The following is a 25,057-nucleotide window of genomic DNA, read 5'->3' as shown; positions in this document are numbered from 1 at the left end:
CAGTCAGTAGCTGGCGCGGGAACCGCCGTCGGATCTCCGGATGAACTCCGCGGCCAGCGCTTCCGAGCCCCGGGCGAGCAGCGCGACGTCGGCACCCACCAGGATGAAATTGGCGCCGTTGTCCAGGTACTGGTTCGCCGTGACGGGATTGAATGCGTTCACGCCCGCCGGTTTCCCTGCCGCTCTGGCGGCTTGCAGGCAGTGTTCGACGGCGGCCCGGACCTCCGGGTGTTCCTGCTCTCCCAGCACGCCCATGGAGGCCGCAAGGTCCGAGGGCCCCAGGAAGATGGCGTCCACACCGTCCACGTCCAGGATCTTGTCCACGGCTTCCACGGCGGCTGCGGACTCGATCTGGACTGTGACACTGATGGTTTCCGCCGCCCTTCCCAGGTAGTCCGGGATCCGGTTCCAGCGTGAAGCCCGGGCAAGTGCCGAGCCAACACCGCGGACACCGTGGGGAGGGTACCGGGTGGCAGCAACCGCCGCTTCGGCGTCCGCGGCGGAATTCACCATGGGGATCAGCAGGTTCTGGACACCGAGGTCCAGGTACTGCTTGATCAGCACGGTGTCGTTGACCGGCGGCCGGACCACGGCGTGGACCGGGTAGCCGCTGATTGCCTGGAGTTGGGCGAGGATGGATTCCAGGCCGTTGGGGCTATGCTCGGCATCGATCAGCAGCCAGTCCAGGCCGGAGCCGGCGCACACTTCGGCGATGAGCGGGCTCCCCGAACAAACCCACATGCCGGCAAGCGGCCTGCCTCCTTTGCCGTTTTGTTTGCGCAGTGCATCCCGGAAGGTGTCTTCTATTCGAAGCGGCATGTGATGCTCCCCAACGGTCCGTAGTCGGCATGGACGGTGTCACCTTTGTAGACCCACAGCGGACGGGTGAACGAGCCGGCCAGGATGATGTCCCCTGCCTTCATGCTGTCCCCATGGGCGGCGATCTTGTTGGCCAGCCAGTGCACGCCGTTGGCCGGGTGGTCCAGGACGCCTGCGGCCACGCCGGTTTCTTCCACTGTCTGGTTCTTGTACAGGATGGCCGCCACCCAGCGCAGGTCCACGTCATCAGGCCGGACCGGGTTGCCGCCGACCACCATTGCACCCATGGCCGCGTTGTCGGCGATGGTGTCCACGATGGTCCGGCCCTCCATCTCGATCCGGGAATCAAGGATCTCAAGGGCCGGGACCACGTAGTCGGTGGCGTTCAGGACATCGAAGATGGTGCAGCCGGGGCCTTTCAGCCCGTCCTTTAGGACGAAGGCCAGCTCCACCTCCACCCGCGGGTGGGTGTACTGGTCCCACTGCACCGAACAGCCGGTTTCCAGCACCATGTCATCGAAGATGGCGCCGTAGTCCGGTTCGGTGATGCCGGTGGCGGCCTGCATGGCTTTGGACGTGAGGCCGATCTTGCGTCCCACCAGGGTCCGGCCGGCGTCCTCGTTCCGGCGCCGCCACAGTTGCTGCACGGCGTAGGAGTCCTCGACTGTCATCTCCGGGTAGCGTGCCGTCAGCCGGGGCACGGGTTTGCGGTTCCGGCCGGCTTCCAGCAGTTCGTCGGCGATGGCCTCAATCGTGGTGGCATCCATCATGGCTACAGCTGCGCTCCCAGTTTGAAGCCTGTCTTTTCTCCGGCATCCGTTCCTTCGCTGTCCTGCTTGCGGGTGTAGGAGAAGCCGTCGGCACCCACGGTGACAGCCATTTCGGACTTTTCCTCGCGGACGATCACCGGTTGGGGGTTGCCGTCGAGGTCCAGGACCAGGGAGGCTTCGGTGTACCAGGACGGGACCACGGGGTTGCCCCACCAGTCGCGGCGCTGGTTGTCGTGCACGTCCCAGGTGATGGTGGGGTTGTCGGGGTCGCCGGTGTAGTAGTCCTGGGTGTAAATCTCGATCCGGTGGCCGTCCGGGTCCAGGATGTAGAGGTAGAAGGCGTTGGAGACACCGTGCCGGCCGGGGCCGCGTTCGATCCGGTCACTGATGCGCAGGGCGCCCATCTTGTCGCAGATCTGAATGATGTTGTGCTTCTCGTGCGTGGCGAACGCGACGTGGTGCATGCGCGGGCCGTTCCCGCCGGTCAGCGCGGTGTCGTGGACCGTCTGCTTGCGGTGCATCCACGCGGCGTACGTGACGCCGTCGGAATCCTGGATGTCCTCGGAGACCCGGAAGCCCAGGTCCTCGAGGTATTTGCGGCCGCGGGGCACGTCCGGGGTGACCTGGTTGAAGTGGTCCAGGCGGACCAGTTCGCCGGCGGAGTAGAGGTCGTAGCGCTGGGTGAGGCGTTCGACGTGCTCCACGTCGTAGAAGAACTCGTAGGGGAAGCCCAGCGGGTCCTCCACCCGGACGGAGTCCCCGATGCCCTTGGTGAAGCCTTCCTTGCGGCGTTCCACTCGGCAGCCCAGCTCGCGGTAGTAGGCCTCGGCTGCGTCCACCTCGGCCGGGGACTTGACCCGGTAGGCGAAGGCGGCGACGGCGGCGATGGGTCCCTTGCGCAGCACCAGGTTGTGGTGGATGAACTCCTCCAGGGAGCGCAGGTAGATGTTGTTTTCATCTTCCTCGGTGACGTGCAGGCCCAGCAGGTCCACGTAGAAGGCGCGGGACTTGGCCAGGTCGGTGACCACGATTTCCATGTAGGCGCAGCGGACGATGTCCGGAGCCGGAACGGTGGGGGTGGGTACAAAGTTTGTCATGGGATTCTCTCTTCTTTGAGCAGGTCTTCGGAAAGTAAGGGGTTAGCCTTCGTTGGCGGCGGACGCTTCGATGTTGCCGAACTTGGGGGTGTGGACGCTGCCGAGTGTGATGTGCACGGCCTGCTGGTCGGTGTAGAAGTCGATGGAGCGGTAGCCGCCCTCGTGGCCCAGGCCGGAAGCTTTGACGCCGCCGAACGGGGTACGGAGGTCGCGGACATTGTGGCTGTTCAGCCACACCATGCCGGCTTCCACGTTTTGCGAGAAGTTGTGCGCGCGGGTCAGGTTCTGCGTCCAGATGTAGGCCGCGAGGCCGTACTTGGTGTTGTTCGCCAAAGCCAGCGCCTCGTCATCGTTCTCGAACGGGGTAATCGCGACGACGGGCCCGAAGATCTCCTCCTGGAAGATCCGGGCGTCGGGGGCGACGTCGGCAAACACGGTGGGTGCGATGTAGTTGCCTTCAGGCAGGTGGTTAGGGCGGCCGCCGCCGGCCAGCAACCGGCCTTCGGACTTGCCGATCTCCACGTAGGACGCCACCTTTTCGTAGTGCTCGGGGTGGACCAGGGCGCCCACCTGGGTCTTGGGATCGTGCGGGTCCCCAACCACGATGTTCTTGGCGCGGGCGGCGTACTTTTCGCAGAATTCGTCGTAGATGGCCCGTTCCACCAGGATGCGGGAGCCGGCCGTGCAGCGTTCGCCATTAAGGGAGAAGACGCCAAACAGGGCGGAATCGATGGCGGCGTCCAGGTCGGCGTCGGCGAATACGACGCAGGGGGACTTGCCGCCGAGTTCCATGGACAGGCCCTTGAGGTTGGCGGCGGCGTTGCGGAAGATTGTCTGGCCGGTGGTGGTCTCGCCGGTGAAGGAGATCAGCGGCACGTCCGGGTGCTTCACGAGTGCGTCGCCGGCTTCCTCGCCCAGGCCGTTAACCAGGTTGAACACACCGTCCGGCAGGCCCGCGTCCTTGAAGATGGTGGCCCAGAGTGACGCGGAGAGCGGGGTGAACTCGGCGGGCTTCAGGACCACTGTATTGCCGGTGGCCAGGGCCGGGGCCAGCTTCCAGGACTCCAGCATGAACGGGGTGTTCCACGGCGTGATCAGGCCCGCGACGCCGATCGGCTTGCGGTTCACGTAGTTGATCTGGGAGCCGGGGACCTTCATGGCGTCGTCGAACTGGGCCACGATCAGGTCCGCGAAGAAGCGGAAGTTCTCTGCGGCGCGAAGGGCCTGGCCCTTGGCCTGGGTGATGGGCAGGCCGGTATCGAAGGTTTCCAGCTCAGCCAGGCGCTCTTCCTGGGCTTCGACGGCGTCGGCGATCCTGTTCAGGACCCGGGCCCGTTCGCGGGGCTTCATCTTCGGCCAGGGTCCGTTGGTGAAGGCCTCGCGGGCGGCGGCCACGGCGAGGTCGATGTCCTCCTTCTGGCCGGCCGCGGCGGTGGCGTAGTTGGTGTTGGAGACAGGGTCCAGGACGTCGAAGGTCGCCCCGCCCACGGAATCAACGAACTGGCCGTTGATGTAGTGCTGGATGTGGGCGGGCAGGTCCTGCGGCACGTAATGGGCTTTGGTTTCTTGGGCAGTGAACGTCATTGTTGTTTTCCTTACTGCTGGTGTGGCTACTTCGGTGACTTTGCTTTTGGGGAGCGGGTCAGATGTTTTTGGCCTGGCTCAGGTAGGCGTCCAGGGTGGCGGAGCGGTGCAGACGGGCGGCCTTTTCGATCTCGTCGGCGCTGGCGCTGTCCTCGATCAGCTTCAAGAGGGCCTCGTGCTCGTCCACGGAATCATGGGCCCGGCCCGGGACAAAGCGGAACGTGGAGGAGCGAAGGGAGGCCAGCCGGTTCCAGCCGCGATGAACCAGATCAAGAATGTGCGGGTTGGGGCAGTGCTCGAACAGGATGCTGTGGAAGTCCTGGTTCAGCCGGGTGAACCGGACGGGATCGAAGTGCTCCAGGCATTCGCGCATCTCGGCATTCACGGCACGGGCCCGGGCTATTGCCACCGAGTCGATCAGAGGTGCGGACATCGCCGTCGCCGCCCCCTCCACGATGCTCAGCGTCTGCATCGTGTACAGGTATTCGGTGGGATCAATCCCGGACACGGTGGCGCCCACGTTGCGTTCGAACTTGACCAGGTTTTCGGCTTCAAGCCTCCGGATGGCCTCCCGGACCGGGACCACGCTGAAACCCAGGTCCTTGGCGATGCTGGCCAGCACCAGCCGGTACCCGGGCGTATACGTGCCTTCCACAATCCTGGCCTTGATGGCCCGGTAGGCCTGCTCGGACTTGCTGCCGGTGATGTTGGCTGACGTGGTCTCAGTGTCGGTGGCTGTTTCAGTCATTGGACCGGCCCGCTTCCCGTGCTTCTTCCCATGCCTTCTTCCCATTCCTCGTACTTTTTGCGCCAGGCGGCGTTCAAGGGATAGAGCCCGTCCACGCTGTGGCCCTGCTCCACCATTTCCGCAATGAACGTCTCCTCGCGTTCCTGCACGATGGATTCGTCCGCCACTTCCTCGGCCAGAGCCGGCGGAATGACCAGGATGCCGTCCGAGTCAGCCACGATGATGTCGCCGGGCTGCACGGTGGTGCCGCCGCAGGCGATGGTGATGTCCGTGTCCCACGGGATGTGGCGCCGGCCCAGCACTGCAGGGTGCGGGTTGGAATAGTAGGTGGGCATCTCCATCGCTGCCACAGCGGAGAAATCCCGGACACCGCCGTCGGTGATGATGGCTGCCGCACCGCGGACCTGGGCCCGCAGGGCCAGAATGTCACCGATGGTGCCGGTGCCCTTTTCGCCCCGGGCCTCCATGACCAGGATTTCGCCCTCGTTGACAGAGTCGATGGCCCTTTTCTGCGCGTTGAAGCCGCCGCCATGGATCTTGAAGAGATCTTCGCGGTTGGGGACGTAACGGAGCGTCCGGGCCAGCCCCACCACGCGCTTCTCCGGGCGGGTGGCGGTGAGGCCGTCGATGCTGACGTTGTTCAGGCCGCGCTTGCGCAACTGTGAGGACAGTGTTGCGGTGCACACGCTTTCCAGCTTTGCCTTCAGTTCGGGGGAGAGGACAGGCCCGACGGCGGCGCCCGCCCCTGCATCATCGACGGCTGGCAGTCCGGCGGCCTCGCGAGAGCCGTAGGCCTCCTCCCGCTGCAGGTCATCAGTCTGGGGCTCGGCACCAAAGTCCGCAAACGGCGTCGTGCCTTCCTCCACCCGGGTGACCAGGCGGCCCGTGGTGAGGCTGCCGTCAACGGTGCCCACCTCCACTTCCAGGACATCGCCCGGCGTGGCGACCGACGCGCCGGCGGGCGTGCCGGTGAGGATGATGTCCCCCTCCTGGAGGGTGAGCAGCTGGGAGAGATCGGCCACAAGGCGGGCAAACGGGAAGAGCAGGTCCTCCGTGGTGTCGTCCTGGACCAGTTCGCCGTTGCGCCAGGTGCGGATTCGGAGCCCGGCGGCGTCCACCATGTCTGCCGCGATCAGGCCCGGGCCCACCGGCGTGAAGCCGTCGCCACCTTTGGACCGGAGGTTGGAACCTTTGTCCGCGTAGCGAAGGTCATAGACGCCGAGGTCATTGCTGGCCGTAATGGCGGCGACGTGGCTCCAGGCATCGTCAAGGCCCACACGGCGGGCAGGTTTGCCGATGATCAGGGCAATTTCGCCTTCATAGCCGAGAAGTTCGCAGCCTGAGGGCCGTTCCACCGTCCCGGGGGCCTCTGCTGAGCCGAGGGCCAGCGACGACGATGGCTTGAGGAAGTAGGACGGCTGGGCCGGAGTGCGGCCCCGCTGCGCTGCGCGGCTGGGGTAATTGATATGCACCGCGATCACCTTGCGTGCTGCCGCCAGGGTGTCTTCGTTGACCTTCTCCAAGGTTGTCTCCTCATCGGGTACGAAATCGTATACGATCACTATGCCTCCATCGCCGGGTCCCGTCAACCCCCAGCGGACCCCGGATTTGCTCTCTTGTCGTCCACGTCACATGTGGCGTAAAGTGTCCTCCAAAACCACACGTTTCGAATATAGAAACTCTAGTTCTCATATAGAACACAGCGAGTTCATTCAATCAGCCACACAGTGAAGTGAGGAAAACCCGTGCAATTCCACCACCACGGTTACGTATCCGGTGACCCGCGGGTCCAGCCAACCGCCGGCGTCGGCATCAACCGGCCCGCCGACCTTCCCAGTGAGGTGGATGTGCTGATCGTTGGTTCCGGCCCTGCCGGAATGCTGGCCGCTGCCCAGCTGTCCCGGTTCCCGAATGTCACTACGCGCATTATTGAGCGCCGTCCCGGCCGCCTCGCCATCGGCCAGGCCGATGGCATCCAGGCCCGAAGCGTAGAGACCTTCCAGGCTTTTGGCTTCGCCGAACGGATCATTGCCGAGGCGTACCGCATCACTGAAATGGCGTTCTGGAAGCCGGACCCGGCAAACCATGCCAACATCATCCGGACCGCCCGCGCCGTCGACGACGAGATGGGCATCAGCGAGTTCCCGCACCTCATCGTCAACCAGGCCCGCGTCCTGGACTACTTCGCTGAGTACATGGCGAACGCACCCACCCGCATGACGCCGGACTATGGCTACGACTTCCAGGGCCTGAGCGTTGCCGATGAGGGCGAGTACCCGGTCACCGTGACACTCCTCCACACCGCTGGCCCGAACGAAGGGCAGGAGCGCACTGTCCGCGCCAAATACGTGGTGGGGGCTGACGGCGCGCGGAGCAAGGTGCGCCAGGCCATTGGATGCACCCTCGCCGGGGACCAAGCCAACCATGCCTGGGGCGTCATGGATACGCTGGCGGTCACTGACTTCCCGGACATCCGAACCAAGTGCGCCATCCAGGGAGCCGAGGGCAGCATCCTGCTGATCCCGCGCGAGGGTGGCCACCTGTTCCGGATGTACGTGGACCTCGGCGAGGTGGACCCCGCAACCCATCATGCGGTCCGCAATACCAGCATCGAGCAGATCATCGCCAAGGCGAACGCCATCCTTCATCCGTATACCCTGGATGTCCGGAACGTCGCGTGGCACAGCGTCTATGAGGTGGGCCACCGCCTCACGGACCGGTTCGACGACGTCCTGCCGGAGGACCGCGGTACCCGCACCCCCCGCGTTTTCATCACGGGCGACGCCTGCCATACGCACAGCGCCAAGGCCGGCCAGGGCATGAACGTCTCCATGCAGGACGGCTTCAACATTGCCTGGAAACTTGGACACGTCCTGGAGGGGCGCAGCCCGGAGAGCCTGCTGTCCACGTACTCGGAGGAGCGCCAGGTGGTAGCCAGGAACCTGATCGACTTCGACAAAGAGTGGTCCGCGATGATGGCCAAGAAGCCGGAAGAGTTCGAGAACCCTTCCGATCTCGAGGACTTCTACGTGCGCACCGCCGAATTCCCGGCCGGCTTCATGACGCAGTACGCACCATCCATGCTCGTGGCTGCCTCCGACCACCAGGACCTGGCCGCCGGCTTCCCGATTGGCAAGCGTTTCAAGTCGGCGCCCGTTGTCCGTATCGGCGACACCAATCCCCTGCACCTTGGCCATCATGCCACTGCTGACGGCCGGTGGCGCATCTACGTTTTCGCCGATTCCGCCCTGCCCGGAACGGGAACGGGGCCGGCGCGTTCCGCCACCGATCAGCTTGCCGAGTGGCTTGCGAACTCGCCGGAATCACCGCTGGCTGCGACGCCGTCGGACGCTGATCCGGACGCATGGTTCGACGTTAAGGTGATCTACCAGCAGCCCCACACGGCCGTTGACATCGGCGCGGTGCCGGCTGTGTTCAAGCCGCAGGTGGGGCCGTTCAGGCTGACCGACTACGAGAAGGCCTACGCCACCGATCCGAATGCGGACATCTTTGAACTGCGCGGCCTGAGCCGCAACGGCGTTGTGGTGGTGGTGCGTCCGGACCAGTACGTGGCCAACGTCCTGCCCCTGACGGCGACGTCCGAACTGGTAGCGTTCTTTGCGCCCCTGCTGCGCCACCGGATCTCCAGCTCCTCGAGTGAACTGCGTGCATAAGGCGACTTCCCGTCGTAGGGTACGGGCAGGGGCGCTCGGCTGATTCTCCGGCCGGTGCCCGTCCCCTGCCCGGCGAGCCGCCGTGCACAAGGGGAACTGGAAGTCGACGAAGGGAACGAACTGTGAGCCTACGGGGATTCAGCACCATCAACTTCTGGGCCGACGACGTGGCAGCTGCCACCGCCTGGTATCAGGAATTCCTTGGTCTTGACGCCTACTTCCAGCGGCCCGGGCCGGACGGGATCCTCGCCTACTCGGAGTTCCGCATCGGTGATTACCAGAATGAGCTGGGCATCATCGATAGCCGCTTCCGGCCGCCGTCGACAGCAAATGGGCCTGGTGGCGCCGTGATGCACTGGCATGTTGACGATCTCAGTGCCACCGTGGAGCGGCTGTTGGAGATGGGTGCCACGGAGTACCAGCCCATCACCGCCCACGGGGACTCGGGTTTCATCACCGCCTCAGTGGTGGACCCCTTTGGAAATGTGCTGGGCGTGATGAACAACCCCCATTACCTGGACGTGCTTGCCTCCCGCCCGCAGGGCTGACGTGGATCCGCTCGAGTTCCGGAACGCCGGGGAGTGGGACTCGTGGCTCACCGCAAACGAAGGCAACACGAGCGAGGCCTGGCTGCTGATCGGCAAGCGGCATTCCGGGGCGGCGTTGCTGACCATTGAGGAAGCGCTGGACGTGGCGCTGTGCCACGGCTGGATCGATGGCCAGCGCAAGTCCAATGACGACGCGTCATTCCTCCAGCGGTACTCGCGGCGGCGGGCGAAAAGCTCGTGGTCCCGGATCAACGTGGTCAAGGCGGAGGCCTTGATGGAATCCGGGCGCATGAAGCCGCCGGGACTTGCGGAGATCGACGCAGCCAAGGCGGACGGACGCTGGGCTGCAGCGTATGAGTCCCAGCGCACCGCGGACGTGCCGCCCGACCTGACGGCCGCGCTGGCCGCTGACCCCGCTGCCGGAACAGCCTTCGAAAACCTGGGCAAATCGGAACGCTACGCCGTGATCCTTCCACTCCTCAAGGCCCGTACGCCTGAATCTCGGGCAAAGACCCTGGCGCGGGAGGTGGCGAAGCTGGCGGGCCCGACTTCTGCTGTCAGTCCAGCGGAAGGGTGATGCATACGCGGGTACCCTCACCGCGGGCGGACTCCACTGTGATGGTGCCGGCGGCTTCATGGACGGCCATGGCCATCAGTCTGAGGCCGTAGCCGTGATTGGTCCGGCTGTTGGCATTGCTGTCGGCGCTGAATCCCACGCCGTCGTCGGTGATGGTCAGCCGAACGCCATGGAAAACCGCTGCCAGGCGGACAGTGACCGCGGTTGCCCGGGAGTATTTGAAGGCGTTGGTGAGTGTTTCCTGGGCAGCCTGGTAAAGCAAGGCGGCGCAGGCTGCGGGAATTTCGATGCCGTGATGCGGCGTCTCCCAGTGCACCGCAACACCTTGCCGGCGCAGCGGAGCAGTCAGCTTGTCGATGCAGCCGGCAAGTCCCAGAGTATGGAAGTCAGCGGCCAGGTCATGAGTGACGGCGCCGGCGGTACGTTGGTCCAGAACTGTTGTGTGACTCACGGCTGTCCCTGCTTCCTTTGCATCTCTTTCTGATTCGCCCACCTGGTCTGGTTGGATCGGTGTGCCGTTGGAATAACAATGGCCCTCCACGATCAAGGGTTCCGGCAGTAAGGCGCAGTGGAAGGACAGGTTTCGGACAGGGTTTGGCAAGCAAGGGCCGGGTGATGTTGCGGCCCTGCGCTGCGCACCCCGCAACTCCGGCGCTGCGCCCCCTGCGCGCGGGCATTGCAGCACCCTTCCAACGCATCAGCGTTACAGGTGAAACTCGGGTATCTGCGACTGAAACGTTGATTTAACCGGCCGGAAACCCACCGCCCACACGCCGCCATACAGTTGGAATCAGACGGCAATAGCTGCCCTCCGACGAACGCGGTGCAGACTCCGCGATCTTCCTCCGGAGCGGCTCTGACGGGCAATTTCCGTTCTCTCTTCGCATCACGAAAGGGGTTTCCCATGGATTCGGGAAATGTCGCTTGGATTCTGGCCAGTTCAGCACTGGTCTGCATGATGATTCCCGCCCTCGCCTTGTTCTACGGGGGCATGGTGGGGTCTCGCCGCATTCTCAACATGATGATGATGTGCTTTGGTGGGGCCAGCCTGGTTGCTGTGCTGTGGGCGCTGTTTGGCTACTCGATGGCCTTTGGAAATTCCGTGGGAGGCTTGGGCCTCATCGGGGACATCACCGAGTTCCCCGGCATGGGTCAGCTGATGGAAGCAGATGAGGCAGCATCCATTCCGGTGATCCTCTTCGCGGCTTTCCAGCTGTTCTTCGCCTGCGTCACTACGGCCCTGGTTGCGGGAGCGGCAGCCGGGCGGATGAAGTTCGGGGCCTGGATGTTGTTTGCCGGGATCTGGGCCACCATCGTCTACTTCCCCATCGCACACTGGGTGTTCGCCTTCTCCTCGGCGGACGGGAGCGTTACCGGTGGCTGGATCGCCAGTGGAATCAAGGCGATCGACTTTGCAGGCGGAACCGCTGTTCACATGAATGCGGGTGCCGCAGCGCTCGCCTTGGCCCTGGTGCTGGGCAAGAGTTCCGGCTGGCCGAAGATGGAACACACCAAGCCGCACAGCCGGCCGCTGGTACTGGTGGGCGCAGGGCTGCTCTGGGTTGGCTGGTTCGGTTTCAACGCCGGCTCGGCACTTTCTGCCGGCCAGTCCGCCTCTGTGGTGTTTCTCAACACCGCAGTCGCAGCCTCGGCCGGACTCCTCGCCTGGGCTCTGGTTGAACGGTTGCGCAGCGGGGCCGCCACCAGCATGGGTGCAGCTTCAGGCCTGATCTCCGCACTCGTTGCCATCACCCCTGCCTGTGGTGCCGTGAGCCCCCTCGGTGCCCTCGCCATCGGAGCCATAGCCGGCGCGGTCTGCTCCCTCGCCATCGAGTTGAAGTTCCGTCTGGGCTTCGATGATTCACTCGACGTGGTGGGCGTCCACCTGGTCGGCGGCATGCTGGGCACCCTGCTCATCGGTTTGTTCGCCACCGACGCGGCTCCGAATGGAGTGAGCGGCCTCTTCTACGGCGGCGGCGTCGAGCTCCTCGGTGTCCAGGCTTTGGCCACGGTGACGGTGCTGGCCTACTCGTTCGGCATCACATGGATCCTGGCGAAGATCCTTGACCGGACCATTGGACTCCGCATCAAGCCGGAGGACGAGATGCGCGGCATCGACCTCGCCGCCCACTCCGAGCTGGCGTACCTTACTGACGAAGACCCAGTGGAGCTGGGCTCCCCGCACCGAAGCTAATTCGAAAAGGACTCCTTCGAGTCAGGCAGAGGGCCGAACCACGGACCGGTGCCAGCAGCGGCTGGCTTATAGTTCCGTAGTTCGGCCCTCTGTTGTGGTGGGCGTTGTTGGTGCGCGGAGTCAGTGCTCCGTGCAGACCAGGTTTCCGTCCAGTACTTCCAATACTGCCGCCCGGACGTGGCTCAGGTGCGTCCTGGGGTCAGGGGCCATGGTGTCGATGTCCTCCCCACCCCAGTACGGGTGGGTGAAGTAGACCAGCAGGGCACGTTCCCTGCCGTCCTCCGCCGGTGCGAGGGGAACCACGTCTGCATGCCGTCCGACGACGGGCCGTCCTCCCACGGATTCCGGTTGCGTCAGGATGAGCCCGTCGAGGTGTTCCTGCCGGGTCCAACCTCCCGTGCCGTCCTCCGAGCGGTAAACACCCTGGCCCCGCCACTCGTCCACGATCATCCAGAACGTTCCCTCGAGCTGGAAGACCTTGGGCCCCTCATGTGAGCGGCCCGGGATGGTGAGGCCTTCAAGAACCCACGACGACGGGTCCTCAGGTGTGTCGCTGACAGCACTGTATGTTTTCGACGCCCGGGCTTCGTCCTTGTACCAGAGCCGGTAGCGGCCATCGCCGCACAGGGCCACGGCGGCGTCAATGACGCGCGGCGAATCCAGGTCCAGGGCACCAAGGTACTCCCAGTTCACCAGATCCGGGCTGGCGAACTGGACGATGGACGCACTACCCGTCCAGTCCGTACGCACCCCGCCCAGGACGGTCAGGTACATGATCCACTGGTCACCGATCCGTACGACGTCGGGCGCCCAGAGAGTGGCGGGGAGTTCAGTTCCAGGGGGCACCAGTCCGTCCACGGTACCTTCGTAGCTCCAGCTGAGTCCGCCGTCGGACGATCTCGCCACGCCTATTCCCGTGCCGTGCACCCACTCGACGCCGGTCAGGCCCGGCGCTGTCGCACGGCGCTGCGTGTAGAACAGGACCCATTCGCCGGTGAGGTGGTCCGGGACCAGAATGGGATCGGTGGGGCCGTCCCAGATGGGATCACGATAGGGGACTGTAAACGCGTCGGGGCGCAGGGGAGTGAGCGGCTGGGCCGGTGCCGAGGTTTCCCCCTGCCCTGCGCCGTACGAGCGGCCCTCGCCCGCAAAAGCGCTGCGGGCCGACACCGCCTGAGCGGGGCCGGACCGCTCATACGCTGAGCCGCCACGGAGGAAGGGAATTATATGGGTGGCGGTAGATTCTTCGGATGCCTGGTGCTGAGGCACGTCTTCTCCAACGTTGTAGTTTTTGGGCTGGCTACAGCATAGGGGCGATTTGGCGTGCTGGCCATGGGTCCGCGTTACGCTGCACCCACAGTTCCTGCGCCCGTGTCCCACGCCTGGTCCCACGTCCTGCCCCAGGACCCCCTCAGCGACCCGGAATGAAACTTGGAGGGACGCGCCGGGGCGGGCATTCGGGCTGCCTGCTCCTCAGGGCTGCCTACTCTTTGAACAGGCCAGCCAGGTCTTCCGCGGTGATGGCTCCGCCGGAGAGGGCGTCGCCTTCCATCACATCCGCGAACAGCTGGGACTTCCGTGCCTTCAGCGCCATGACCTTTTCCTCGATGGTGTCCTTGGCAACCAGCCGGTACACCATCACGTTCCGAGCCTGCCCGATCCGGTGGGTACGGTCCACGGCCTGGGCCTCGGACGCCGGGTTCCACCAGGGATCAAGCAGGAACACGTAATCGGCTTCCGTCAGGTTCAGGCCAAATCCGCCGGCCTTGAGCGAAATCAGGAAGACGGGCGCGGCGCCGTTCTTGAACTCATTGACCACGTCTGTGCGGTTCCGGGTGCTGCCGTCGAGGTAGCAGAACTCGATGTTTTCCTCCACCAGCCGCTCGCGCACCTTGCCCAGGAACCCGGTGAATTGGCTGAAGATCAATGCGCGGTGGCCTTCCGCCACCAGGTCCTCCAGCTGCTCAAAGAGAACATCCAGTTTGCTGGACCGAACGCCGGAAAGCGACGGATCCACCAGGGAGGCGTCCAGGCTGAGCTGCCGGAGCAGGGTCAGCGACTGGAAGATGGTGAAGCGGTTCTTGTTAACGTCCTCGATCAGGCCCAGGATCTTCTGCCGTTCGCGCTGCAGGTGGGTCTGGTAGACCTTCTGGTGCCGCGGATTCAGCACCACTTCAAGGATCTGCTCCTGCTTGGGCGGCAGGTCCTGGATGACCTGGTCCTTGGTGCGGCGCATCATCAGCGGACGGACCCGACGGCGGAGCTTCTCCAGCTGTCCCTTGTCGCCGTTCTTTTCCACCGGCTTCTGGTAGTACTCGGCAAACCGCTTGGGGCTGGCGAACAGGCCCGGCGCAACGATGGAGGTCAGTGCCCAGAATTCCATCAGGTTGTTCTCCAGCGGCGTGCCGGTGATGGCCAGCTTGAATGCCGCCGGCAGTTTTCGGGCGCACTGGTAGGCCTTGGACTGGTGGTTCTTCACAAACTGGGCCTCATCCAGGACCAGCCCGGCCCACGGCCTGGATGCGTAGGAGTCGTAGTCGATCCGGAACAGGGCGTAGGAGGTGATCACGATATCCACACCGGCGAGCGCCAGTGCGGCGTCCTTGCTGTTTTTCGCGAACGTTTCGCCAATGGTTTGCACCGTCAGGCCCGGGGCGAAACGGGCGGCCTCGGCTGCCCAGTTGCCCACCACGCTGGTGGGCGCCACCACCAAAAAGGGCGTGCCGCCGTCGGACGCTGTTCCCTGCGCTGGTCCTGGAGCGTCACCGTTGGCGCGGCCCTCGGAAACGGCATGCTCCTTGGCCGCGCACATCAGGGCGAGGGCCTGCACGGTTTTGCCCAGGCCCATGTCGTCCGCGAGGATCCCGCCCAGGCTGTGCCGGTAAAGGAACGTGAGCCAGTTAAAGCCCTCCAGCTGGTACGGGCGCAGCTCGGCGTGGAGCGAGTCAGGCAGCGGCAGTCCTTTGACGCCGCCTTCCAGCAGCCCACCCACCGCCGAGCGCCAGGCAGCGGCCTGCTCATCCACGATGCCCAGCTGGGCCAGTTCGTCCCACAGGCCGGCCTGGAAACGGCTGATCTGCAGGGGCGCGTCCTTGTTGTCCTGCAGCGAGCGGGCCTCCTCGATCAGCGCGCGCAGCTGATGCAGCTCGGGCAGGTCGAGGGAGAAATAGGCGCCGCTGGGCAGCAGCATTTTGGTTTGCCCGGCCGCCAGGGCGGAAAACACCGCGGCGAAGGAGACCGGCTGGCCCTCAAGCGAGATCTGGATTCCGAGGTCGAACCAGTCGCGCTGCTCGGTGGCTTTGGTGGAAATGGACACCACCGGGGCTTCCTCGGCCTCCCGGTAGTCGGCGATGTCGCCGGAGGTGTCCACCACAACGTCAGGGGTGCGGCGGAGCATGGGCAGTACGTCCTCGGTGAACGCCAGCGTATCCAGGCCACCCAGTTCGGCCGAAGCCGCCAGCCGCGGAGTTCCCCAGCCGCCAGTAGCGGACTCACCGAGGGCCGGGACCAGGTCCCAGGGCTGGCCGACGCCCTCCAGGATCCGGGCCTCGGCGAGGTCATCACGGTAGCCGTGGTCACCGGGGTGCCGCCACAGGGGCTGCGCCGTCACCAGGGTGCCGGAGGTGTAATGCCATTCCCAGTGCAGCCGGACCTTGTGGTCGGCCCCGTAGTTGGCCAGCAGCGAGAGTGTGGGGACAGCCAGCGTGGGCAGTTCCACGGACTCGTCCTTGGCCGTGACCCGGGCTGCCTGTTTGAGCTTCGGGTAGAAACCGGTGAGGAAACGCGTCTCGTCCTTCGCGGGGATGTGCAGGGTGCTGCCCGCGGTGACGAAAGTCAGCAGTTCCTCGCTGAGCCCGTTCTCCAGCGGGGCCAGGGTGATCACGTTGTCCGCGGCAACACCAGGGAGGGCTTCCCCTCCGGTGGTCAGGAAGATGCCGTGCGCGGGCCGGCCGATGGTCCCCACCGCTGCCGGGTCAACCTCCGCCCCCTCAACGGTGATGGTGGGAGCGAGCTCCAGCCCGCCGCCGTCGTCCGCTTTTTCATTATCAGCGGGCGGGCCGCCTGCGGCATTCGCGGTTGCCGCGGAGCCGAACCGGCTCAGATTAAGCCCGACGGCGGCGGGGGACTCTGCGAGCCGCACCGGCTCACTGCCGCGGCTGTGGACCAGGGCCAGGCCGATCTTCTGGGCATCTGCCAGCAGGCCCCACATGTTCTTGCCGGCGAAGGTATTCAGCCCCAGCCAGAGGGCCGAGGAGTTATGCAGGCGGTTGGCGGCGGCGGTGTGGGCGGCCAGGAACGTCTGCATCCACTCCACGTGCGCCTCGTTGCATTCACGCCGGAAGTTCAGGTAGCTCAGCGTGTTCCACGAGACATCGCCGCGGATCCACTTGCCCTTGGTGCCCATGATCACGGGCCGGGCCTTGAGCTGGCGGACGCTGCGGAGCGGGTCCCGGCGGCCTGTGTAGGAGAAGTGCGGGGCCGGTTCTTCGATTTCGAACTGCAGTGCCAGGGGGATGCCGTTGGTGGACTGGGTGATGCCCGGCTGGGAGATGAGCGGGCTCAGGGCCTGTTCCCAGTCGGCCAGCTCAAACGTGGCGGGCTGGCGGGAGAGGCGCGAAACCTCCGCCGGGGCCAGCAGTTGGACGCGGGTGGCCGGATTGTCCTCGGCGGCGAACAGCAGGGCGGCCACGTGCTTGCAGTCCTTGCGCACCGGGCAGCTGCAGACACCAACGGTGCAGCTCCAGCCGCCTGACTTCCGGACCAGCTTGGCGGTGGTGGAATAGGGGACGTCAGCGCCTCCCCGGACCTTGCCCAGCATGAGGCCGGTGGTGGCGTCGAACGAGATCCCCGAAACGCGGCTTCCCATGGCATAGGCCAGTCCGGCCGCGAGGGAGCGGTCGTTGATGGCGGGAGTCTGTATTGCCAGTGCCGCACTCTCGTCCGGTAGGGATGGCATGGTGTGCGCGCTACTTTCAGCAGGCCACGGCGGGGCCGTGTCCGATCGGAGGTTATCTGATCCATCTTAGTTCGCCCGGCGAGGGTCGCGGGAACGCGTCCAGTTCCCAGGGACGCTCCAGCGACCTCTCAGCGTTCCCGCGAATCCGGCGGCGGTGTGAAGCGGGTGCCCGGGTAGACTCGACCGGTGCGCGCGTATTGGGAGCTGGCCAAGTCATCCTTCCGCCGCCATTCCACCTACCGCCTGGCCGCACTGTATGGAGCGTTCACCAACACTGTCTTCGGCCTCATCCGTGCCTCCCTGCTGCTGTCGGCGATTTCGACGGCGGGCGGCACCATCGGGGGCTACTCGGCAATCGAGGCGGCAACCTATGTGTGGCTGGGGCAGGCGCTCCTGGCCCCGCTGGGACTCTTCGGCAGCGCGGAACTGGCCGGGCGGGTCAAAAGCGGGGACATCGCCGTCGACCTTTCCCGGTCCGTGAACCTCACCGCCTCCTACTGGGCTCAGGACATGGGGCGGGCGGCCTTTGACGTCCTGCCCCGGGGACTTCCGCCGCTGATCGTTGGGGCCATTGTCACCGGGCTGTCCCTTCCCACCGATGCCGGCCCGTACGTGCTGGGTTTCGTCTCCATCCTGGCCGCCATCACCCTGAACTTCCTGGGCTTTTTCATGATCAACCTGCTGGCCTTCTGGGTGGTCGAAGTCCGTGGCTACTGGATGTTGTACATGGTGGTGATGAACCTGCTGTCCGGGTTCCTGGTTCCCGTGACGTGGTTCCCGCAATGGATGCTGGACTTCGCCCGCGCCACTCCGTTCCCCTCCATGCTGCAGACCCCGGTGGACATCCTGGCCGGAAGGACCGACAGCGGAGAAAGCCTTGCGCTGGTGGGCGTCCAGCTCCTGTGGCTGGCAGTGCTGCTGGCCGGCACCCAGCTGATGGTCCGGTACGGTTCGCGGAAGCTGGTGGTCCAGGGTGGCTGAAACTGAAACTGGAACTGGGACTGAAACTGGAACTGCAGACGGCCCGGCCCTGGACAGCACTCCGGTCACCAACGCCAAGCTGCTGCGGCTCCTGGTGTCTGCACGGTTGCGCTCGCAGACGGCGTACCGGGGAAGCTTTGCCGCCGACGTCGCCGGCCAGATGATGCTGGCCCTCACGGAGTTTGTGGAGCTCTACGCCATCGTGCACAACGTCCCGGCCTTCGGGGGCATGACCTTTGCCCAGACCCTGCTGGTGTTCGGCTTCGCGTCGGTGGGCTTCTCTGCCGCGGATCTGCTGCTGGGCGAGACCGATTCCATGAGTGACGCCATCCGGATGGGAAAGCTGGAGGTCCTGCTGGTCCGGCCGCTGCCTGTCCTGCTGCAACTGATGACCTCCGACTTCCAGCTACGGCGTGTGGGCAGGCTGGTCTTCGCGCTGGTGGCCCTGGCTGCGGCCTTGTTCCTGACCGACATTCAGTGGGACCCGGGGAAGGCGGCCTTGTTCATCGCCACGCCCCTGGCCGGCGCCGGGATTTTTGGCGCGCTGTTTGTCGGGGCGGGGGCGCTGCAGTTCTGGCTCCTGGACGGAAGGCAGTTCGCGAATGCCTTTACGTATGGCGGCCGGTATGTGGCGTCGATGCCTGGCGCCGCCCTGTTCCTGCCCCTGCAGGTCTTTTTTACGTTCGTGATCCCTGCGACGCTCGTGGCGTATGCCCCCAGCCTGGTTCTGCTCGGGCTTGACGGACCGGCCGGAATACCCAGCTGGACGGGCTGGCTGGGACTGCCTGCCGCCGTCGTTCTCTGGGCGCTTATGCTGCTGCTGTGGCGGGCGGCCATCAAAAAGTACACCGGAGCAGGAGGCTAGATGATCATCGAAGCGGAGCAGCTGAGCCGGAACTTTACCGTCGCCGAACCGGGGACGGGGCGTGGGCTCAAACGGCTCAAACGCCGACGGCGGACAGTGCACGCGGTCCGGGACGTGAGCTTCACGGTAGAGGCAGGGGAAGCCGTGGGCTATATCGGCGCCAACGGAGCCGGGAAGTCCACCACCATCAAGATGCTCACCGGCATCCTGGTGCCTTCCTCAGGGCGCGTCTCTGTCTGCGGACTGCAGCCCGTCCCTCAGCGTCAGGCACTGGCCCGGAAGATCGGTGTGGTGTTCGGGCAGCGCTCGCAGCTCTGGTGGGACCTTCCGCTCCAGGATTCCTTTCCCATCCTGGGTGCCATGCACCGCCAGCCGGAGAGCCGCTGGCGTCCCCGGTTCCAGGAACTGTCGGAGCAGCTGGCCCTTGAGCCGTTCCTCGGCACCCCCGTCCGCCAGCTGTCGCTGGGGCAGCGCATGCGCGGAGAGGTGGCGGCGGCGCTGCTGCACCGGCCCGAGCTGGTCATCCTGGACGAACCCACCATCGGCCTTGACATGATCAGCAAGGAGAGCCTGCGCCGCTACCTGGATTTCGAGCGCCGCGAACACGGGACCACGCTGCTGCTGACCACCCACGACATGAGTGATGTCCAGCGGCTCTGCCAGCGGGTACTGGTAGTGGACGACGGCGCCATCGCCTTCGACGGTCCCCTCACCGGGCTCGCGGAAGTTGCGGAAGCCCGCCGCACCATGGTGGTTGACTTCAGTTCGCCATTGCCGGCCGCCGGCCTGGTCCTGCCCCAGGGCGCCACCCACCTCGGGACCGAGGCGGAGGACATCCGGCACCGCATCACCTTCGACCCGCGGCAGCTCTCGGCCGCGGCGCTGCTGGCGGCAGTCTCGGCAACGGCTGCCGTTGCCGACTTGTCATTGCACGAGCCGGATATCGAAGACCTGGTGCGGCGGCTGTACACCGCGGCGCGGTAGCCCTGGATTCCGCTCTCAGGGCTAGGTGGGGCGGCTGGACTGCTGTTTTTCGAGGCGGGACTGCCCGTACCGGGTCAGGCCTCGCGGCTTGTAGACGGACAGGACCGTGGCCACCAGGAGTACGAGCAGCGCGGCGCCGGCGTCCGCCACAAGCTGGACCCGCATTCCTGCGGCATCAGTGAGGGCAAGGTCCGCGTTCAGGGCGATCTCGGCCATCCGCGTGACCGGTTGCAGATGAAGGAGCAGCAGGGCGGTGGCCAAGGTGGTGACCAGGAGTTTGATCAGGACCCAATAGTGGCGAAAGAGGCCCCACGTGGTTCCGAGCCCCTGGATAACGCCGGAGAGCAACGATGCCAGGCTCAGGGGGAAGATTACTGTCCAGCCGACCACGTTCATCGCAACGTACGCTGCCCGGACCAGCTGCGGATCCGAAGAGGTCATGCCTCCCATTGCCAGAACCAGGAAAACAGCAACGGCCCCCAGCCAGCCGACAGACGTTGCGATGTGGACGGTCAGGGCGAACTTGCGGATCCCCGTAGTGAAAAGTTTCACGGCGTGTGCGTCATCATGCCGCCGCCGCTCAGGTGAATCACGGCGAAGGCGACTATGAGCAGGACTCCGGCAATCATGAATCCCTTCACCCATCCCGGCGTTCGGTGCCGGGGAAGATCATGGCGGGACTGCTCATCAGGGGACTGACCTGGTCCGGATCCTGGATGTTCTGACATTGAGGCCTTCTCTTCTCGCGCTACAAGTGCCTGTGGCAGCTGGGCCTGCGGTTCGCTGCGCCCTTTTGTAAGACAGTATGTATCGCTAAGTGGCAGGCTGTCTACCGTGCGTCATGTTGTATGATTCGGGAATGCCGAAGCTCTGGAATGAGACTATCGAGACTCACCGCGATGCTGTGCGGGCGGCCATTCTGGATGCTACTGCCGCCCTCGTACGAACGCAGGGCGTTGGCGCCGTGACCATGTCCGGAATCGCACAGGCGGCCGGGATCGGGCGCGCCACCTTGTACAAGTACTTCACTGACGTGGAGGCCATCCTGACGGCCTGGCATGAGCGTCAGATCCGGATCCACCTGGAGCATCTCGTTCAGGTCCGGGATCAAACGGCCGGGATCGCGCAGCAACTGGAAGCGGTGCTGCAGTCCTATGCGTTCCTGGCACATTCAGGCCATAACGATGCGGAATCTGTGCGACTGCACCAGGGCGGGCACACCGGGCGGGCCCAGCAGCAGCTTCAGGGTTTCCTGTCCGATCTGCTGCGCGAGGGGGCGGAGGCGGGAGTATTCCGGTCAGACGTGGCGCCCGAAGAACTGGCCGGTTTCTGCCTGCACGCCCTCGAGGCCGCTGGCAGTTTGAAGTCTCCTGACGCTGTCCGCCGCCTGGTGAAAGTGACCCTCACGGCCCTGCAGCCGGTAGAGACTTCCGTGGGCTAAGGCGGGTCTTCAAAAGGGCCGGTTCACGCTGCCGGAAGAACCTCCTCCGGGTTGCCGCGCAGGGCGCGGGGGACGGCCGGGAGTCTCCCGGCCGTCCCCCAACGAGCCCTGCAGCTTCCAGCCGGTCAGCCTTGGCAGAGGTTGGGCCAGGCTTCTGTCAGAGTGTGGCCAGGAGCTCCTGCATTTCTTTGATTTCGGCTTCCTGTGCGGTCACGATCTTCTTGCTCAGGTCTACTGCTTCCGGATTCTTGCCCTCACTTGTTTCGGCCTTGGCCATGGTCACTGCCCCTTCGTGATGGGCAGTCATCTGGGTGAGGAACAGCCGGGCGGCATCGGTTCCCTGGGCGGCCTGAAGTTCCTTCATGGCTGCCTCGTCCATCATGCCGCTCATCCCGCTGCCGCTCATGGAGTGGCCGGCAGCCATCTCTGTGGGTTCGTTCCAGCTCTTGAGCCAGCCGGTCATCGTGTCGATTTCCGGGCCCTGCGCTTCCTTGATCTTCGTGGCCAAGGCTGTGACGGAAGCAGGGATTTCGGTTTTGTCCAGGATCATGTCGCTCATTTCCACAGCCTGCGCGTGGTGCGGAATCATCATTTGCGCGAACTTTACATCGGCGGCGTTGTGGTCAGCTGATGCTGCCGGTGCCGAGTTGCCATGACTCATTCCGGAGCTGCCGTGGCTCATGCCTGGCATCGGGGTGGAGCCGGAATCGGCGGCGCAGCCGGCCAAGGTGAGAGCCACGGCGAAGGAGGCTGCTGAAAGGGTCAGGAGTTTTTTGTTCATGGAAAATCAGGTCCTTCAAGTTGTTCGGCCGCAAGGGCCGGGGGTGAGCTTGTCATCGGGAATGCGGCTGACCATTGCCATACGCGGTCCGTATCCGCATGGGGTGTCGGCAGGGAGTACCAGAGGAGGTGCAGTCCTCCGGCTGGCCCACCGCCGCGGTTGTCTACGTCCGGCTGATCGACAGCTCACCGGGAGAAGGACCCTCCCGCAGATAGCTATAAGCAACGGTGGGTGTAACGGACCGTCCATAGCCCGTGAAGGCCAGGGCTGCGGTTCCGGGTTGCGGTGCCGCCAGCGAGCCTGTTTTGGCGGAAGGGACGCATTGACTGCCCATAGCGTGGGCGCCGCTGCCCTCTGTCTGGCGCGTGCATTCTGTGGAACAGGTGTAGGACCGAGGTTCCGAAAGTGACGAGTGCTCGAATTCGGATCCGGTTGCCGTGTCGTGGCCTGCGGTGAGGTGATCAGCGTGGCTGTCAGGCAAGCTTTGGCCTGCGGTGAGGGCGTTCGCGTGGCTGTCAGTTGTGCCGTGGGCGTCTGCCGTGCTGTTGGCTGCAGCGGCTGGCGTTTTGGCCACGTTGGGGGAGTGCCCGGCATGATTGCCGCCGGTCATGACATGCATTCCGAAGATCCCCGCCGCGATGGCCAGAACCGCAGCGATCAGAAGCGGCCGCATAAGAAAGGCCCGCTGAAGGCGCGTGCGCTGAACGGAGGCCGTCATGAGCCGGCGTGCAGCTGTGGTCATGGTGCTTCCCCTTTCGTTCGCTTCCTGTTGTGAGGCTACCGGCCGGCGTCCGCCCGCCGGTAACCTCGACTCATTCAACCCTCGGCGCTTTACAACGCGCACTCGTTCCGCCGCAGTGGAGTCAACTGACCGTGGAGGGATTAAGCCGTATCCTCCGCAGGAGTTGGGCGTTCAAGGCCACCACGATGGTTGACACTGACATCAGGACAGCGCCGGCCGCCGGGGAAAGTACCACCCCAGCGAAGGCGAGGACACCAGCTGCCAGCGGGATAGCCAGGACGTTATAACCGGTTGCCCACATGAGGTTCTGCCACATCTTCACGTAACTGGCCCTGGACAGGTCCACCATCGAAAGTACAGCCCGGGGATCGTTCCCGGCCAGGACAACGCCTGCCGATTCCATCGCCACGTCGGTGCCGGCTCCAATAGCGATGCCCACCTCGGCCCTCGCCAGCGCAGGCGAGTCGTTTACGCCGTCGCCCACCATGGCCACTTTCAAGCCGCGGGCCTGAAGTTCTGCCACCTTCTTGTCCTTGTCTGCAGGAAGGACTTCGGCGAAGACCTCATCGATGTGCAGGTCCTCGGCGACTGCCTGGGCCACCTGCCGGGCGTCGCCGGTGATCATCGCTACCTTGACACCGCGATTCTGCAGGGCAGCCACCGCCTGGCGGGATTCCGGCCGGACGGCATCTTCCAGGCTGACTGCGCCAAGGACCCTGCCGCCGTCGATGACGTGCAGCACAGCGGCGCCCCGGGCCATCCAGGCTCCGGTGGAGGGGGCAAGCTCATCAGGTTCGGCGGTGCCAAGCTCGCGCAACAGGGCAGGACCACCCACATGGACGATCCGGCCGTCCACCTCGGCACGCACGCCGCGGCCAGTCAGCGAGCTGAAACCGTTGGCGGGCGGGATGGTCAGGTTGCGTTGCCGGGCGGCCCGGACGACGGCACGCGCCACAGGGTGTTCACTGTCGGACTCCGCGGCCCCTGCCAGTGTCAGAAGTGAATCGGCGTCAACACCCGGGGCAGCGGCGATGTCAGTCAGCTCGGGCTCGCCTTTGGTCAATGTGCCCGTTTTGTCGAAGAGGACAACGTCGACGGTGCGCATGCGTTCCAGGGCCATCCTGTTTTTGATGAGCACTCCGGCACGGGCGGCCTGCTCCGTGGAAATGGCGATGACCAGGGGAATGGCCAGGCCCAGTGCATGGGGGCAGGCGATCACGAGCACAGTGACTGTCCGGGTAACTGCCTCAGGGACACTGCCCAGGAGGGTCCAGGCCACAAAGGTGACGATGCCAGCGCCGGCCGCGAAGTAGAACAGGAACGCCGCAGCCCTGTCAGCCAGCGCCTGTGCCTTGGATGAGGAAGCCTGCGCTTCGGCGACGAGCCGCTGGATGCCCGCGAGCGCAGTGTTCTCGCCGACGGCGGTGACACGCACCCTGACGCTGTTGTCCGTGGCCACCGTGCCGGCCACCACGGTGTCTCCGTCGCCCCGGGGCACCGTCTTGGATTCTCCGGTGATCATCGACTCGTCAAACTCGGCCTGCCCGCCCACGATGATGCCGTCTGCCGGCATCCTGGCCCCGGAGCGGACAAGGACTGTGTCGCCTTCGCGGAGCTCCGCCACCGGAATGATTTCGGTACTGTCCCCCTGGATCCGCTCGGCTTCATCCGGCAGCAGGGCCGCCAGCGCATCCAGTGCTCCCTGCGCGGAACCCAGGGCGCGCATTTCGAGCCAGTGGCCTAGGAGCATGATGGCAACCAGCAGGGCCAGCTCCCACCAGAAGTCCAGGTCAAACCCGCCGATGCCCAGGCTTGTGGTCCAGGAGGCCGCGAACGCTACGGTGATGGCCATCGCAATCAGCAGCATCATTCCGGGGCGCCGGGCCTTCAGCTCCCGAAGGCCACCGGTGAGGAACGGCTGTCCTCCGTAAATGAAGATCGCCGTTCCGAGCACTGGCGGAATCCAGGCCGATCCCGGGAACGTGGGGGCCATATAGCCCAGCAGGTGGCCCACCATGGGGCTGAAGTAGACGACGGGAACTGACAGGACGAGTGTCAGCCAGAACCGGTTCTTGAACATGGCTGTGCTGTGCCCGGCATGTTGCCCCTGGGTGTGGACCGCGTGGTCATCCTTGCCGCCGTGTCCTCCATGCTGACGATGGTCCGGGGCGGTGTCTGTTGCAGGCGCTGGAGGCGTATACCGCTCAGCGACGGTCCCGTGGCCGGCAGTGTGGTTGTGGTGATGGTGGGTGTGGTCTTCCATGATCAATCCTCAGGCGCGGCGTGCGGGCAACA

The 25,057-nt window shown here is 65.0% G+C and carries 22 protein-coding genes; 8 read left to right on the top strand and 14 right to left on the bottom strand.

Annotation, left to right across the window (positions count from 1 at the left end; translation table 11 throughout):
• Positions 1-3: 3 nt before the first annotated feature.
• From M1E17_RS21615 to M1E17_RS21590, 6 genes are read right to left on the bottom strand one after another with little or no spacing between them, the layout of a single operon-like run.
• Positions 4-819 carry an HpcH/HpaI aldolase family protein gene (locus tag M1E17_RS21615; RefSeq protein ID WP_457964063.1) on the bottom strand — a complete coding sequence of 272 codons (816 nt, stop codon included), beginning with the start codon at positions 817-819 and terminating at the stop codon, positions 4-6.
• Entirely contained in the window at positions 804-1,589 is a 786-nt protein-coding gene (gene hpaH / locus M1E17_RS21610) for a 2-oxo-hept-4-ene-1,7-dioate hydratase (protein ID WP_457964061.1), read from the bottom strand. The genes M1E17_RS21615 and hpaH overlap by 16 nt, the downstream gene beginning before the upstream one ends.
• A 2-nt stretch (positions 1,590-1,591) precedes the next feature.
• Entirely contained in the window at positions 1,592-2,686 is a 1,095-nt protein-coding gene (hpaD, locus tag M1E17_RS21605) for a 3,4-dihydroxyphenylacetate 2,3-dioxygenase (RefSeq protein WP_457964060.1), read from the bottom strand.
• A gap of 42 nt (positions 2,687-2,728) precedes the next feature.
• Positions 2,729-4,270, bottom strand: coding sequence for a 5-carboxymethyl-2-hydroxymuconate semialdehyde dehydrogenase (hpaE, locus tag M1E17_RS21600; RefSeq protein ID WP_457964058.1), 1,542 nt, complete (start codon positions 4,268-4,270; stop codon positions 2,729-2,731).
• 58 nt (positions 4,271-4,328) lie between these two features.
• Positions 4,329-5,018, bottom strand: a complete 690-nt coding sequence (locus M1E17_RS21595; protein ID WP_457964057.1) for a GntR family transcriptional regulator — start codon at positions 5,016-5,018, stop codon at positions 4,329-4,331.
• Positions 5,015-6,580 carry a fumarylacetoacetate hydrolase family protein gene (locus M1E17_RS21590; protein ID WP_457964056.1) on the bottom strand — a complete coding sequence of 522 codons (1,566 nt, stop codon included), beginning with the start codon at positions 6,578-6,580 and terminating at the stop codon, positions 5,015-5,017. Before M1E17_RS21590 ends, M1E17_RS21595 begins: the two co-directional genes overlap by 4 nt.
• A 183-nt stretch (positions 6,581-6,763) precedes the next feature.
• Between M1E17_RS21590 and M1E17_RS21585 the strand changes: the two genes are divergently transcribed.
• The 3 genes from M1E17_RS21585 (at position 6,764) to M1E17_RS21575 (ending at position 9,817) form a co-directional block, all read left to right on the top strand.
• A complete protein-coding gene (locus tag M1E17_RS21585) occupies positions 6,764-8,692 on the top strand; it encodes an FAD-binding monooxygenase (protein ID WP_457964055.1) in 1,929 nt (642 codons plus the stop codon).
• Between the two features lie 122 nt (positions 8,693-8,814).
• On the top strand, positions 8,815-9,240 hold the full coding sequence (locus tag M1E17_RS21580; RefSeq protein ID WP_457964054.1) for a VOC family protein: 426 nt from the start codon (positions 8,815-8,817) through the stop codon (positions 9,238-9,240).
• Position 9,241: 1 nt separating this feature from the next.
• On the top strand, positions 9,242-9,817 hold the full coding sequence (locus M1E17_RS21575; RefSeq protein WP_457964052.1) for a YdeI/OmpD-associated family protein: 576 nt from the start codon (positions 9,242-9,244) through the stop codon (positions 9,815-9,817).
• Here the strand turns inward: M1E17_RS21575 and M1E17_RS21570 are convergent.
• Positions 9,798-10,268 (bottom strand): sensor histidine kinase, encoded by a 471-nt coding sequence (locus tag M1E17_RS21570; protein WP_457964051.1) that lies wholly within the window; start codon positions 10,266-10,268, stop codon positions 9,798-9,800. The genes M1E17_RS21575 and M1E17_RS21570 overlap by 20 nt on opposite strands.
• Before the next feature lie 453 nt (positions 10,269-10,721).
• On the opposite strand from M1E17_RS21570, the gene M1E17_RS21565 reads away from it, so the two are divergent.
• Positions 10,722-12,011: an ammonium transporter gene (locus tag M1E17_RS21565; RefSeq protein WP_457964050.1), complete on the top strand. Its 1,290-nt coding sequence runs from the start codon at positions 10,722-10,724 to the stop codon at positions 12,009-12,011.
• Between the two features lie 120 nt (positions 12,012-12,131).
• Here M1E17_RS21565 and M1E17_RS21560 read toward each other — a convergent pair whose 3' ends face one another.
• Both M1E17_RS21560 and M1E17_RS21555 read right to left on the bottom strand, forming a co-directional pair.
• Entirely contained in the window at positions 12,132-13,091 is a 960-nt protein-coding gene (locus M1E17_RS21560; RefSeq protein WP_457967881.1) for a family 43 glycosylhydrolase, read from the bottom strand.
• A gap of 403 nt (positions 13,092-13,494) precedes the next feature.
• Positions 13,495-16,968 (bottom strand): DEAD/DEAH box helicase, encoded by a 3,474-nt coding sequence (locus M1E17_RS21555; RefSeq protein ID WP_457964049.1) that lies wholly within the window; start codon positions 16,966-16,968, stop codon positions 13,495-13,497.
• Positions 16,969-17,154: 186 nt separating this feature from the next.
• On the opposite strand from M1E17_RS21555, the gene M1E17_RS21550 reads away from it, so the two are divergent.
• From M1E17_RS21550 to M1E17_RS21540, 3 genes are read left to right on the top strand one after another with little or no spacing between them, the layout of a single operon-like run.
• Positions 17,155-17,949: an ABC transporter permease gene (locus M1E17_RS21550; RefSeq protein ID WP_457964047.1), complete on the top strand. Its 795-nt coding sequence runs from the start codon at positions 17,155-17,157 to the stop codon at positions 17,947-17,949.
• The gene (locus tag M1E17_RS21545) at positions 17,942-18,814 is read left to right on the top strand and encodes an ABC transporter permease (RefSeq protein ID WP_457964046.1); all 873 of its coding nucleotides are present in this window, start codon (positions 17,942-17,944) and stop codon (positions 18,812-18,814) included. Before M1E17_RS21550 ends, M1E17_RS21545 begins: the two co-directional genes overlap by 8 nt.
• Positions 18,815-19,798 carry an ABC transporter ATP-binding protein gene (locus tag M1E17_RS21540; protein WP_457964044.1) on the top strand — a complete coding sequence of 328 codons (984 nt, stop codon included), beginning with the start codon at positions 18,815-18,817 and terminating at the stop codon, positions 19,796-19,798.
• A gap of 21 nt (positions 19,799-19,819) precedes the next feature.
• On the opposite strand, the gene M1E17_RS21535 is transcribed toward M1E17_RS21540, so the two are convergent.
• Together M1E17_RS21535 and M1E17_RS21530 are read right to left on the bottom strand one after the other, a co-directional pair.
• Entirely contained in the window at positions 19,820-20,350 is a 531-nt protein-coding gene (locus tag M1E17_RS21535) for a DUF2269 domain-containing protein (RefSeq protein ID WP_457964043.1), read from the bottom strand.
• Positions 20,347-20,526, bottom strand: coding sequence for a hypothetical protein (locus M1E17_RS21530; protein WP_457964042.1), 180 nt, complete (start codon positions 20,524-20,526; stop codon positions 20,347-20,349). The genes M1E17_RS21535 and M1E17_RS21530 overlap by 4 nt, the downstream gene beginning before the upstream one ends.
• Before the next feature lie 131 nt (positions 20,527-20,657).
• On the opposite strand from M1E17_RS21530, the gene M1E17_RS21525 reads away from it, so the two are divergent.
• Positions 20,658-21,239 carry a TetR/AcrR family transcriptional regulator gene (locus M1E17_RS21525; protein WP_457964041.1) on the top strand — a complete coding sequence of 194 codons (582 nt, stop codon included), beginning with the start codon at positions 20,658-20,660 and terminating at the stop codon, positions 21,237-21,239.
• A gap of 157 nt (positions 21,240-21,396) precedes the next feature.
• Here M1E17_RS21525 and M1E17_RS21520 read toward each other — a convergent pair whose 3' ends face one another.
• The 3 genes from M1E17_RS21520 to M1E17_RS21510 form a co-directional block, all read right to left on the bottom strand.
• Complete coding sequence (locus M1E17_RS21520; protein ID WP_457964040.1) at positions 21,397-22,020, bottom strand: DUF305 domain-containing protein; 624 nt, start codon at positions 22,018-22,020, stop codon at positions 21,397-21,399.
• 163 nt (positions 22,021-22,183) lie between these two features.
• On the bottom strand, positions 22,184-22,762 hold the full coding sequence (locus tag M1E17_RS21515) for a hypothetical protein (RefSeq protein WP_457964039.1): 579 nt from the start codon (positions 22,760-22,762) through the stop codon (positions 22,184-22,186).
• A gap of 121 nt (positions 22,763-22,883) precedes the next feature.
• Complete coding sequence (locus M1E17_RS21510; RefSeq protein WP_457964037.1) at positions 22,884-25,025, bottom strand: heavy metal translocating P-type ATPase; 2,142 nt, start codon at positions 25,023-25,025, stop codon at positions 22,884-22,886.
• Positions 25,026-25,057: the final 32 nt, after the last annotated feature.

This window comes from Arthrobacter sp. D1-29 (assembly GCF_054130585.1).
Note: the sequence above shows the minus strand (reverse complement) of the source record. Positions and strands in the feature narration are given on the sequence as shown.

Coding starts and splice junctions, on each gene's coding strand:
- M1E17_RS21615 (WP_457964063.1), bottom strand. CDS start 819: ATGCCGCTTCGAATAGAAGACACCTTCCGGGATGCACTGCGCAAACAA.
- hpaH (WP_457964061.1), bottom strand. CDS start 1,589: ATGATGGATGCCACCACGATTGAGGCCATCGCCGACGAACTGCTGGAA.
- hpaD (WP_457964060.1), bottom strand. CDS start 2,686: ATGACAAACTTTGTACCCACCCCCACCGTTCCGGCTCCGGACATCGTC.
- hpaE (WP_457964058.1), bottom strand. CDS start 4,270: ATGACGTTCACTGCCCAAGAAACCAAAGCCCATTACGTGCCGCAGGAC.
- M1E17_RS21595 (WP_457964057.1), bottom strand. CDS start 5,018: ATGACTGAAACAGCCACCGACACTGAGACCACGTCAGCCAACATCACC.
- M1E17_RS21565 (WP_457964050.1), top strand. CDS start 10,722: ATGGATTCGGGAAATGTCGCTTGGATTCTGGCCAGTTCAGCACTGGTC.
- M1E17_RS21555 (WP_457964049.1), bottom strand. CDS start 16,968: ATGCCATCCCTACCGGACGAGAGTGCGGCACTGGCAATACAGACTCCC.
- M1E17_RS21540 (WP_457964044.1), top strand. CDS start 18,815: ATGATCATCGAAGCGGAGCAGCTGAGCCGGAACTTTACCGTCGCCGAA.
- M1E17_RS21530 (WP_457964042.1), bottom strand. CDS start 20,526: ATGTCAGAACATCCAGGATCCGGACCAGGTCAGTCCCCTGATGAGCAG.
- M1E17_RS21525 (WP_457964041.1), top strand. CDS start 20,658: ATGCCGAAGCTCTGGAATGAGACTATCGAGACTCACCGCGATGCTGTG.
- M1E17_RS21520 (WP_457964040.1), bottom strand. CDS start 22,020: ATGAACAAAAAACTCCTGACCCTTTCAGCAGCCTCCTTCGCCGTGGCT.
- M1E17_RS21515 (WP_457964039.1), bottom strand. CDS start 22,762: ATGACCACAGCTGCACGCCGGCTCATGACGGCCTCCGTTCAGCGCACG.
- M1E17_RS21510 (WP_457964037.1), bottom strand. CDS start 25,025: ATGGAAGACCACACCCACCATCACCACAACCACACTGCCGGCCACGGG.